Annotated in this window: 11 protein-coding genes; 7 read left to right on the top strand and 4 right to left on the bottom strand. The window is 34.5% G+C overall.

Annotation, left to right across the window (positions count from 1 at the left end):
* Window positions 1–108 precede the first annotated feature (108 nt).
* From ACKI2P_RS06350 to ACKI2P_RS06335, 4 genes are read left to right on the top strand one after another with little or no spacing between them, the layout of a single operon-like run.
* The gene (locus ACKI2P_RS06350) at window positions 109–810 is read left to right on the top strand and encodes an archaetidylserine synthase (RefSeq protein ID WP_407376059.1); all 702 of its coding nucleotides are present in this window, start codon (window positions 109–111) and stop codon (window positions 808–810) included.
* A gap of 49 nt (window positions 811–859) precedes the next feature.
* A complete protein-coding gene (locus ACKI2P_RS06345) occupies window positions 860–2,020 on the top strand; it encodes a hypothetical protein (protein ID WP_407376058.1) in 1,161 nt (386 codons plus the stop codon).
* Window positions 2,021–2,057: 37 nt separating this feature from the next.
* On the top strand, window positions 2,058–2,780 hold the full coding sequence (locus ACKI2P_RS06340; RefSeq protein ID WP_407376056.1) for a class E sortase: 723 nt from the start codon (window positions 2,058–2,060) through the stop codon (window positions 2,778–2,780).
* A complete protein-coding gene (locus ACKI2P_RS06335; RefSeq protein WP_407376054.1) occupies window positions 2,780–3,154 on the top strand; it encodes a dihydroneopterin aldolase family protein in 375 nt (124 codons plus the stop codon). The genes ACKI2P_RS06340 and ACKI2P_RS06335 overlap by 1 nt, the downstream gene beginning before the upstream one ends.
* Before the next feature lies 1 nt (window position 3,155).
* On the opposite strand, the gene mfnA is transcribed toward ACKI2P_RS06335, so the two are convergent.
* From mfnA to rplJ, 3 genes are all read right to left on the bottom strand, one after another.
* A complete protein-coding gene (mfnA, locus tag ACKI2P_RS06330) occupies window positions 3,156–4,313 on the bottom strand; it encodes a tyrosine decarboxylase MfnA (protein ID WP_407376052.1) in 1,158 nt (385 codons plus the stop codon).
* A gap of 61 nt (window positions 4,314–4,374) precedes the next feature.
* Window positions 4,375–6,651 (bottom strand): phosphoenolpyruvate synthase, encoded by a 2,277-nt coding sequence (ppsA, locus tag ACKI2P_RS06325; protein ID WP_407376050.1) that lies wholly within the window; start codon window positions 6,649–6,651, stop codon window positions 4,375–4,377.
* Between the two features lie 184 nt (window positions 6,652–6,835).
* A complete protein-coding gene (gene rplJ, locus ACKI2P_RS06320; protein WP_407376048.1) occupies window positions 6,836–7,318 on the bottom strand; it encodes a 50S ribosomal protein L16 in 483 nt (160 codons plus the stop codon).
* Window positions 7,319–7,531: 213 nt separating this feature from the next.
* Between rplJ and ACKI2P_RS06315 the strand changes: the two genes are divergently transcribed.
* A complete protein-coding gene (locus ACKI2P_RS06315; protein ID WP_407376046.1) occupies window positions 7,532–7,759 on the top strand; it encodes a KEOPS complex subunit Pcc1 in 228 nt (75 codons plus the stop codon).
* A gap of 74 nt (window positions 7,760–7,833) precedes the next feature.
* A complete protein-coding gene (locus tag ACKI2P_RS06310) occupies window positions 7,834–8,889 on the top strand; it encodes a hypothetical protein (RefSeq protein ID WP_407376044.1) in 1,056 nt (351 codons plus the stop codon).
* On the opposite strand, the gene ACKI2P_RS06305 is transcribed toward ACKI2P_RS06310, so the two are convergent.
* Window positions 8,886–9,968 (bottom strand): nucleotidyltransferase family protein, encoded by a 1,083-nt coding sequence (locus ACKI2P_RS06305; RefSeq protein ID WP_407376043.1) that lies wholly within the window; start codon window positions 9,966–9,968, stop codon window positions 8,886–8,888. The genes ACKI2P_RS06310 and ACKI2P_RS06305 overlap by 4 nt on opposite strands.
* An 82-nt stretch (window positions 9,969–10,050) precedes the next feature.
* On the opposite strand from ACKI2P_RS06305, the gene pyrC reads away from it, so the two are divergent.
* A complete protein-coding gene (pyrC, locus tag ACKI2P_RS06300) occupies window positions 10,051–11,307 on the top strand; it encodes a dihydroorotase (protein ID WP_407376041.1) in 1,257 nt (418 codons plus the stop codon).
* Window positions 11,308–11,430 lie beyond the last annotated feature (123 nt).

Here is an 11,430-nt window from a genome sequence, read left to right as displayed (position 1 = left end):
ATAAAAATAACACTTATAAGTAATTAAAAACAAATATAAATAAAAATAAGGCAAAAACAAAGCCAAAGTTAATAAGATATGAATTAGAAAGTATTACTGAGGTTCAACATGAAAATCGAAGATGCAAATATAAAAAATTTTATAGCAATATCCGATATCATATCACTATTGAATATGTGCTGTGGAGTTTTATCAATAATAAGTTCCTTCAACGGAAGTTTTGAACTTGCAGCATTATTCATGATATTTGCAATCATGTTTGACTCAGTAGATGGTTGGGTAGCACGAAAAACCAATAGACATGACACATTAGGATTCGGAAAAAATATCGATTCCCTCTCAGATGCCATTTCATTTGGTGTAGCTCCTGCAATATTTATCTATTCCACCATTAACACCACATCAACTATCGCTCAACCAATTATAATTATTGTAAGCTTATTAATTGTTATTTGTGGAGTTTTAAGATTGACAAGATACAATGTAATTGCCGATGAAATAAAAACAGTAGATTTCATCGGATTTCCAATACCTGGAATTGCATTTATACTAGCTACATTCTATCTAAGCGGACTTTACAACCCATACGTTGCATTAATATTAAGCATTTTAGTCTCACTGATTATGGTCAGCACCGTAATTTATCCCAAATTTGACAACATACCAATATTAGCAATTTCATGTGTTTTAATAGTGTTGTTAATCGTTCCAATCAAATTCGTATTGTTTAACGTTAACATCCCTGCATTTTTACTGCTATTGTTCTGCCTATACTACCTCATCATTAATTTAATTAAAAATTACATTTAAACCAATTAAATTAACCATCTACTTTTAATAACAAATTAGGAGTAGAAAAATGACCAAACCAAAAGATCCATTATTTCCGAGAGGTTTTGAAGAATCAAATGATTTAAAAAATCAATTTAAAGAGGAAATCCTTCAAAAACCTGCAAAAAAGGATGAATTAAGCCCACTTAAAAAACTGAATCATAAAATTGGAGTTTATTTGCATCCGAAAAGCACAAAAATAACAAATGAGGAACAAAAAAGAAAAATCGGAATCATCATAACCACACTTATTCTGATTACATTAGTCATAACATCATATTATTTTCTAATATACCAACCTCAACAGGAGGAGTTGTCCCTCATGAAAACAACAAAGTTAAATGAGCTTCATGAGCTATACACAGGACCGCTGGTAACCTCTGCCAATGCACTAGAATTAGAAAGTAAAATAACTGATGCAAAAAGCGTAGGTGAACTGGAAAACATAAACATAATGGCACCCGCATCAAAGGACTGGAAGACATTCCATAAAAAATCGATTCATTCAGGCGTCGACAAATTCAACCGAATCATGGTCATCTATTCAAATGAAAGCAAAAACGTATTGATGAGCATTGACGATGCCATAACCATAGTCAACGAAAATGATGCATCAACATTATCAAAAATCAAATTTGAAACACCAAATACTGTATCTGTTCCGATTTTAGTCTCAAGACTTCAGGCAGGAGCAGGACTCATAAATGTGGGAAGCGTGGTTGACGTTTATCTCAACAGCAATTACACAGAAGAAATCAACATTACAAATTCCACCCCACACATCAGCGGATGTACAGTATTATCCATTATGAGATATGAGGAAAACGGGGAAATCGATTCAGAATACTCCAAATCAGGAATGAAAATAAAGGGAAATAAAACTTACCCTACAGAAAATACGAAGGCTTTCTCCTCAAATGTATTGGAACTTCTAAAAGGATCCATCATTAACGGTTACAGTGAAAAGGACACCATTAAAATGCTTGAAGATTATGGGGTAAAACTGTCCAACTATGAAAGGCAAATTAATTTAGGTGACCTGGATGCGCAATACATGCTGTTGATAGAAACGCCACAGGACAAAGTTGATTTTATGATAAACAACATGGACAACATAGTCCTGACAATCCCTACATCAAAAGCACCTGGCTGGATGGAACATGAACTAAGTTCAACATATAACAATTGAAAAACTTATTATATAAGTTAAATAAAATATTGATATTATGAAAAGCCCAAGCATTTCAACAATAATTGTCATTATATGTTTACTTATAATAGGATTATACGCAATGGGAGAAGTGAATTATTTTTCTGAAAAAATAATTACCGAAAGAAATGTTGATGCTCCTACAATAGTAATCGATAAGATTGGAGTTCACGAAAAAATCAACGACGTTTCTTTATCCCAAGGAGTACTCCATGAACAAGAATCATACAATCCTGATGAGGGAGATGTTCTGCTGTTTGGACACAGAACACTTCAAGGTTCTCCGTTTTTAAGGCTTAATGAATTAAACGAAGGAGACACATTAACCTTAGAATGGCCAGGAATTGGAGAATTGAAATATAATGTAATAAGCACAACAATCGTTCCTGCAAGTTATCAACTTTCTGCACAATCAGGTGGAGACAAACTTTATCTGATTACATGTGACCCTATAGGATCAACAGAAAACAGACTGATAATTGAAGGACAATTGACTGATACCCAACCGCTGAATACACAAATCATCAGTGAAAATCCTCAAGAATCAACTGCTCTGATAATAAGTCTGATATTCTTAATTGTCGGATTGGTCGTCAGTTTACTGTATCCGAAAGATCAAAGAATCTATATCCTCGCTACAGTCTTAATCATTTCAGCAGTGCTTTTCTTCTGTTGCATTCATCCAATATCTTCCCAGTTCATATATGATAATATAATCTTTTTAAACGGAGGCATATAATGGATGTTGATAAAGAATATTTTTCTAACATAACTACAAGAGAAAGGGCCATCTTTGAAGGAGCCATAAGTATGGGAGCATTATTCCACCAATTTGTTGGAACTCCCATCAACAAAACCACTAAAGATGTCCTTGAAAAAAGCATGGAAGAATCCATGAAACTCCAGCCTGCAATTGATGATGTAAAAGTGAATATCAGATTTGATAAACTCGAAGATTCAATGACTGAATTCGAATACACATCACTTACAGGAGACATGTTAGATGTTAAGATATTCACAAAAGTAGATAATGTAAAAGCCACAATAAGAATTGAATTCATTGAAGAGTTAAACTATCCTTTAATGTATGTTGAAGATATAACCGAAGAATGATTTAGAATATTTCTTTTAAATCTTCCACCAATTCTTTTAGATGACTCATTTTAATATGATTCATCAAAACTATTCTGATGGCTACAGGACATTTAGCTACAGAAACATTCCATCCTCTTTTTTCTAATTTTTCAGCAAGCAAATTTGTTTCTATATTCGGATGATTGAAAGCAATGATATTAAGTTCAGGTTTGCACACAACATCATAACCTATTTTTATTAATTCCCCATATAGGAATTCGGTATTTTTCATCAGCCCATCTGCCAACTTGCAATAACCCTCTTCTCCAAAATATTTCATTATTGCAAAAGTGGCCGCTGAAGAAGCACCTAAACGAGTTCCAACAATGGTTGATTGGGTTTTAACAGTCAAATAAGGAGAATCAACAGCCATTACATCCAGATATTCTTCCTTTCTGAAAATTATTCCACCGGCAGGGATTGGTGCCAGACCCATTTTATGAGGATCCACCGTAATTGAACAAACACCAGGGAGTGAAAAATCAAAAACAGGCAAATCATAACCTAATTTTCGTAAAAATGGAATTGAAAATCCGCCAAATGCAGCATCGACATGGAAATAAATATTATTTTCATGAGCTATTTTGGAAATATCCTCTATTGGGTCTATCAAACCCAGTTCTGTTGTACCTGCAATTGCAACAATAGCTACAGTCTTATCAGAAATGACTTTTTTCAGCTCATCGACATCAATCTTATAATTCCCGTCCAATTTGGCTTCGACAATCTTTAGGTTTAACATGTCAGCAGCTTTTTTAAATGAAAAATGGGCAGATTCAGGAATAATTATCTCTCCATCAGTTATTCCCTTATATTTTCTTGCATGATTTCTGGCGGCACGAATCGCCATCAGATTCGCCTCAGTACCTCCAGTTACAATATTTCCAAAAGCCTCATCCAGAGACAATAATTCGCCAATAGACTGGATAACCCTATTTTCAATCTGTTTTGTTCCTTTAAAAAGACCAGGATCTCCCAAATTAGTATCTAGGAATTTGCAATATACTTCCTTTGCAAATGGATGTGCCTCAGTACACATTGAACCCAATATTCTACCATCTGCATATTTATAATCCAATTTATGAAGTTCATCAAGTTCTTTTAGAATTTCTGCCTTGTCTATTGGTTTATCTTGCATAACATGACCTAATTAAAAATAATTATTATAAAAATAAAATGAAAAAAAAGAAATAAAAAGATTATTCTAGACGTTTACGGGCAGCGTCGAGAATAATTTTTTGTTCAGCTCTAGCAACAGTTTTTCTAACATCAGCAATTGCGTCAGTATTGGAAGATACACTGGTAATTCCAAATTCAACAAGTTTTTCAACAATGTGAGGTACACTACCAGCTTGACCGCAAATACTGCATTTAACACCTGCTTCAGCACATTTTCTGATTGTTCTTTCAATCAATTTCATAACTGCCGGATGTTCTTCTGAGTAGTGTTTTGCTACAAACTCGTTGTTTCTGTCAACCGCAAGTGTGTATTGAGTCAGATCATTAGTTCCTAAACTTACAAAGTCTATTCCAACTTTAATATACTCGTCAATCATTATTGCAGCTGCAGGAATTTCAACCATCATTCCAAAATCAACATCTTTGTGAGGTTCAAATCCGACTTCAGAACAGAGTGCCTTAGCTTGTCTGAGTTCATCCGGATTTTGTGATAAAGGAATCATGATACCAATGTTAGTGTATCCTTTTTCATGTAATTTTTTAATTGCTTTGAATTCACATTTGAGGATTTCAGGCTGATCGAGTTCTCTTCTGATTCCTCTCCAACCGAGCATTGGGTTGTGTTCCCTAGGTTCGTTTTCTCCACCTTCCAAAGTGATGAATTCATCGGTTGGTGCGTCAAGGGTTCTGTACCATACAGGTTTTGGATAGAATGCATCTGCTACAATCATAACATTATCTGCAATAGTATCAATCAGTTCATCTTCTCTTCCGTCAGCAATGAATTTGCCAGGGTGAATACCAGAAGTTAACATTAAATGTTCAGTTCTTAAAAGACCAACACCATCTGCACCGGTAGCTGCTGCTCTTTCAGCGGCTTCAGGCATACTGACATTAGCTTTTACTTCTGTAACTGTGATAATTGGAGCTGCTTCAACGTTGACTGCTCCTGCAGGTTCTTCTGATTTAGCTTCGGAAATTCCTTCAAATACTAAACCTTTTTTACCATCCAAAGTAACGCCTGAGTTTTCTTCTAAAGTAGATGTAGCGTTACCAGTTCCTACAACACAAGGAATTCCAAGTTCACGGGAAATAATGGATGCGTGACAGGTTACACCACCTTCATCGGTTACAATACCACTGGCCCTTCTCATTGCAGGAACCATGTCCGGAGTGGTCATGGTTGTAACCATGATGTCGCCGTCTTGAATCTTATCCAGTTCATCAATGTCGAAAACGATTTTGACTTTACCTGATGCCATACCAGGACTTGCTCCAAGACCCCTTACTAAAACGTCACCTACATCTGAAGCGGAATCGTCGTCTTCTTCAACTGCATCGCCTAAAGTGGTGATTGGTCTTGCTTGTAATAAGAATAACATGTCTTTTTCAAATGCCCATTCAGTATCCATAGGTTCACCGTAATGAGCCTGAACTCTTTTACCCATCTCAGTCAATTCGATGAGTTCATCGTCAGACAATACTCTTTCTTTTCTTAAATTCTCTGGAACATCGACTTTGACACTTGTTCCTTTTTCATCATTAGTATACATTACTTTTTTATCACTGATTGTTACATTGATGATTTCATTATCTTTTTTATCAACTTGATAGTTATCAGGAGTTACATCTCCGGAAACAACAGCTTCTCCAAGACCCCATGATCCTTCGATTAAAGCTATTTCTTCACCGGTTGATGGGTTAACAGTAAACATTACACCTGCTTTATCTGCATTTGCCATTTTTTGAACAACAACAGCAATATATACTTTTGAGTGTTCAAAGTCATTTTCTTCCCTGTAGAAAATAGCTCTTGCTTCAAATAAAGATGCCCAACATTTTCTGATGTATTCTATTACTTCATCATCGCCTGAAACATGCAAGAAGGTATCTTGTTGGCCTGCAAATGAAGCTTCAGGTAAATCTTCTGCAGTTGCAGAGGATCTGATTGCAACATCAGTATCATCTTCACCTACTCTTTGACAGAGCTCGTTGTAATATTCACGGATGAACAATACCAAATCTTCTGGGATAGGAGCTTCAATAATGATTTTTTTAATTTCTTCAGCTGCTGCTTGAAGAGCTTTAGTATCATTTATATCAATTTTTTCAAGAATTCCCATTACTTGGTCGTTAATTCCAGCCTCATCCATAAATTTTTCATAAGCTTGTGCAGTTACTACAAAACCAGGTGGTACAGGAATACCCGCTTGGGTTAATTCACCTAAATTAGCACCTTTTCCACCTGCAATTCCAATATCGGACTTGTTCAAATCCTCAAATTTTACGACATACATGAAATATAACCTCTTGGATTAAAATTATTATTAAATTGATACTATTTTTGATTGAAAAACAACATCAATATTAATATTAAATTTGAATTTTAAAGTTTAAATATTTAATTATGAAAATCAAAAAAATCGGAAATGAAAATGAAAAAATCTAAAAAAAGAGTAAAAAAAGAATTAATTAAATAATCTATTTAATTAAATCTGCGCCTTTGTCAACAACTATTTTACATGGAACTGGTAATTTCATACCTGCTCTTTTTAATGCAACTTTAGCTTGTTCAAAGTTTTTTTCTTGGCAATCGATAGTGATGATTCTTTGGTCTTTTTTAACGATAGCTTCAACACTGATCGGTTTACCGAAAGCATTTCTCATACCACTTTGTACCCTATCCGCACCTGCACCAGTAGCCATTGGGTTTTCTCTTACGATTTGGTGAGGGTATACTCTTAATTTTAAGTGGTAACCCATTCTTCCAGCAGCTCTTTGCATTAATCTGTTAGAAGCAATCCTTGCAGCTTCTAAAGAGTTGTGTCTAATTTGAGCTGGTTTTTTAACAGCTAAACTTAATGATACTGGGAATTCATCTTTTAAATTACCCATATCATACTGTACAATTCTTGAATTTGGGGTTTTTCTGATATAATCTCTTCTTGTATAAGCACGAACCATTATAATTCCTCCGAAATAGAAATAACATGATAAACATGTTTAATTAAAAAATAGCTACGACTAATAAAGTTTAAATAATAGCTATAAAAAATCATATATAGTAATATATAGAATACTTAAATATATTGACTAAGTCATTAATAAAGGTTACCCTATTTTGACCAATAAACGTATAACATATATAAAATATAATATTTAAAAAAATGTGAAAAAATGAAAATAAATGGAAAATTAACCTTAAAATACAAAAACGAAGAATCTGCTTCATTAATTCATAAAGCATTGGAAATTGATAACGAAGGTTTTCTTGAAAGTGAAATTGAAGGTAAAACTATCAACTATACAATAGACAGCGAAAATCTGGGAAGCTTTCTTGCAACCGTTGACGATTTGATAGCATCAGAAATTGTAGCAGAGAAAATATTAAATAAAACAAAATAATTGGGAAAAAGTTTTATATAACTATAAATAAAAATATATAATTAATATAAATAGATTCATTAGAGCGTGTAACTATGGAATGTCATTATCATCCTGAAAGAGAGGGCACAGATGTCTGTGCAATATGTGGAAAATCAATATGTAAAGAATGTGGTTTAGAAATTGCAGGTAAAGTCTATTGTAAAGACTGTCTGGAAAAAATTGTAGGACTTGGAATTGATTCAAGCCAACAAGAAGCTCCACAGCAACCAACTGCACAACCACAAGAAGTTGTAGCTGAAACTCCTGTTCAAGAAGCGGAAAAATATGCTGAAGAGTATCTTAATGAAAGCATATACCAACCACAGGAAGAATATGAAATACCATATGCCGAAGAAGAACCTGTTCAAGAGTATAAAGCCATCAGCGATGATTCCCCATACAACGTCAGGGACACTGTTGAATATTCCGGAGGTTTGGAATCTTCTTACATAAGTGAAAATGAACCTATTTATCAAGAAGAACCACAAGTTGCACAACAAGAACATGAATATATTCCTCAAGAAACAATTCAACAACAACCTGTCAGCAGGGAAGAAGAATTCATATACCCTGACCATGACTATGAACCACCAACAACCAATGCAAGACAAAACCTTGAGGACAAATATGAAAAATACTTAGATGATTTGTACTTTGATGAAAATGAGGTTCCTTTAGGAGAACAATTAGCCAAAGATGAAGCCCAATATGGATCTTTAACCAAAAAAGAATATCGTCCAAGGCCAACTCCTCAGCCAACTCAACAACAAGCTCCTCAAAGACAGGTTCCTAGAAATGAAACTCCAGAGGAAATGGAAGCCAGAATCAGAGCAGAAATAGCTCAAGAAATGAGCTCCGGTAAAAAGATTAAAGATACTGCAGACAAAAAAGAAGGAATCCATGATATTAATTACAAAGATGAAAAAGAACCTATGGGTGCCGTAGACATCCTGTTAACAATCATATTAATCATTGTGATTTTAATTGTGCTTTACTACATCATTTACCTGTTCTTATTGCAGGCAACTTATCCAACATTTATGGATGCAATATTTGCACTTCAAAATCCACAAAATGTGATTAATCATCTTTTAACTCCACAACCTTAAAATAATGAAATATTTTCATTATTTACCTTTTTTTTAAATTTTTCCAGACAATCATCATTTCTATATCCCAAAACCCTGATTACAGAAGGATAGTTATCAATATAGTCAGAAATTAATTTTTTAGGAATCGGATTTTCCAAAATGCTCAGTACCCTTTGGCGGAAATGTGATGAGAATCCCTGAAGAATAGCATTTTCGATGCTTTCAATATTTCCGTAAGGTCTATTATCAACAATATTTTGAGCTAATTTTTCATTGAACAGGTTTAAATGAGCCAGCTGGTCAAATGAATAGTCATTAGCTGTGGTCAAAATTCTTTCCACATCACGAATTCCGTATATTATGCCCTCATTTTTGATTTCCCTTTTCAGCACTTCAATTGTTTTTGAAGGCATCATGTCCACTACATTTTCAAAATCATCATTTATAATGCTTTCACGAATCAGAGTGCCGCTTACCCCACCAATGCGCTCGACAAAAATAAATTTGCCGGTATAGTCAAAACCTATTTTGCTCAATGAATTTGAAAATGAAGTAATGACATAATTGTCTTCCTCCAGTTTTCCTTTCAGAAGAATTTCATTGGAGGTCTTATCCACAATCTTATATGGTTTTGGAGCTACATGATGACCCATATTAATCCTTTTTAAAATTTCATCCATTGCCTCAACAGGTTTATATCCGCGTGGAATATGATCCGTGTTCAGTGCCTTAAACATCTTGCAGAGACATAGGGAATATTGGCCTGAACCCATAATTCCCATGGGAGGGCCTTCAACCACAATGTCTGCCCCAACAGAAATTGCAATTTCTGCCCTAAGTTGTCTTGGCAATATATATGGAATACCTCTACCACTTCGTTCAAATAACCCCGGCACGATTGCTACAAATAACGAGTTAGGAAACATATGTTTTGCAGTTTTCATGCAATGAAAATGACCGTTGTGTAAAGGATTATACTCTGTGAAATCAGCGACCAAATTTATCTCGGACGAAGTGTCAGAAATTTCATACTTTTCATCCAAATCATTATAAAACAAATCCATATCACGTGAAAGAATATTTGAAACCAAAGACATAAAATAAAATATAGCAATTAAATTTAAAAAAACTTATGCTTTAAAAATACAAATAATAACAAACAAAATTAGGAGACCAACAATGGATTTAGTAATAAAAAACTGTAAACTGGTTGATAAAATCGGAGAGTATTTTATAAAAGTTGAAGACGGAAAAATATCTGACATTTCAAAAACACCCCTTGAGACAAGTCAAACAATAGATATAAAAAACAATTATATACTTCCAGGTTTTATCGACCCCCATGTTCATTTCCGAGATCCGGGCCTAACTCAAAAGGAAGATTTCAAAACAGGAAGCATGTCCGCTGCAAACGGAGGATTTACAACTGTAATTGACATGCCCAACACACTTCCAAAAACAAACACCTATAAAGCCCTTAAGGAAAAAATGGAACTTGCAAACAAAAAATCCGTTGTTAATTTTGAGCTCCAGGCAGGTCACAACAGCCTGGAAGAGATGGAAAAGATGGTTGAATTGAACCCAATTTCATTCAAGGTGTTTATGGATTTGGAAAGTGACGAGAGTCTGGAGGAGATTTTCTCAAATTTGGGAACCTTGAAAAATAAGACAAATTACAACGGTCTCGTGGCAGTTCACTGTGAAAAAAGGTCAATAGTGGAAAATGAAACAGCGAAATTAAAGGAAAAAGATAAAAATGAAGCAATAGATTACAGTTATGCAAGACCTGCAACATCAGAAGACGAATCTGTAAAACAGGCCATCGAACTTGCAGGCAAAAACGATTTAAGATTGCATATATGTCATCTGAGTTCCTCCAAATCATTGAGTCTTGCAAAAGATGCAAGCAAAACACAGCCAGTTAGCTGGGAATTTACACCTCACCACCTATTACTTGATAATTCCGCTTTCAATACATATGGCACTTTCATAAAAACCAATCCTCCGCTTAGAGAAAAACAGCAAAGCATAACAATCGGAGACCTTGACGAAACATCCATAATCGGAACAGACCATGCACCGCACACACTTGAAGACAAGACAAAAGGAGTGTGGGCATCATCACCTGGAATTCCTAATTTGGAAACAGTAGTGCCCCTTCTTTTAACCGAAGTAAATAAAGGAAACCTTGATTTCAAACTGATTCCGAAAATATTATCCTCAAATGCTGCAAAAGTTTATGGCATGAAGAATAAAGGTGAAATAGCTATCGGCAAGGATGCTGATTTTACGGTAATTGATTTAAAACAAGAAGGAAAATTCAACATTGAAGAGTTTGAAACAAAAGCTGAATACTCACCGTTTGACGGATGGAGTTATATTGGAATGCCAGTGATGACAATCGTGAACGGAAAAACTGTGATGAATAAATTATAATACTTAAAAAAACCTGTAAATTTATAGGTTTTTAATAAATCTTACTTTGAACTACCTCAACTTATTGAAGTTGAGGATTCCTAGGTTTTTTATTATATATCGTTGGTTATTTGATATTATCCT

This window comes from Methanobrevibacter sp. (assembly GCF_045541095.1).
In the GTDB taxonomy this organism is placed as follows: Archaea; Methanobacteriota; Methanobacteria; order Methanobacteriales; family Methanobacteriaceae; genus Methanocatella.
This window is presented reverse-complemented; position numbering and strand designations above follow the sequence as displayed.

Bases quoted from the DNA above. Each gene is read 5' to 3' on its own strand.
- ACKI2P_RS06335 (WP_407376054.1), top strand. From the start codon at position 2,780: ATGGATGTTGATAAAGAATATTTTTCTAACATAACTACAAGAGAAAGG.
- ACKI2P_RS06310 (WP_407376044.1), top strand. From the start codon at position 7,834: ATGGAATGTCATTATCATCCTGAAAGAGAGGGCACAGATGTCTGTGCA.
- rplJ (WP_407376048.1), bottom strand. From the start codon at position 7,318: ATGGTTCGTGCTTATACAAGAAGAGATTATATCAGAAAAACCCCAAAT.
- pyrC (WP_407376041.1), top strand. From the start codon at position 10,051: ATGGATTTAGTAATAAAAAACTGTAAACTGGTTGATAAAATCGGAGAG.
- mfnA (WP_407376052.1), bottom strand. From the start codon at position 4,313: ATGCAAGATAAACCAATAGACAAGGCAGAAATTCTAAAAGAACTTGAT.
- ACKI2P_RS06345 (WP_407376058.1), top strand. From the start codon at position 860: ATGACCAAACCAAAAGATCCATTATTTCCGAGAGGTTTTGAAGAATCA.
- ACKI2P_RS06305 (WP_407376043.1), bottom strand. From the start codon at position 9,968: ATGTCTTTGGTTTCAAATATTCTTTCACGTGATATGGATTTGTTTTAT.
- ACKI2P_RS06350 (WP_407376059.1), top strand. From the start codon at position 109: ATGAAAATCGAAGATGCAAATATAAAAAATTTTATAGCAATATCCGAT.
- ACKI2P_RS06340 (WP_407376056.1), top strand. From the start codon at position 2,058: ATGAAAAGCCCAAGCATTTCAACAATAATTGTCATTATATGTTTACTT.
- ACKI2P_RS06315 (WP_407376046.1), top strand. From the start codon at position 7,532: ATGAAAATAAATGGAAAATTAACCTTAAAATACAAAAACGAAGAATCT.
- ppsA (WP_407376050.1), bottom strand. From the start codon at position 6,651: ATGTATGTCGTAAAATTTGAGGATTTGAACAAGTCCGATATTGGAATT.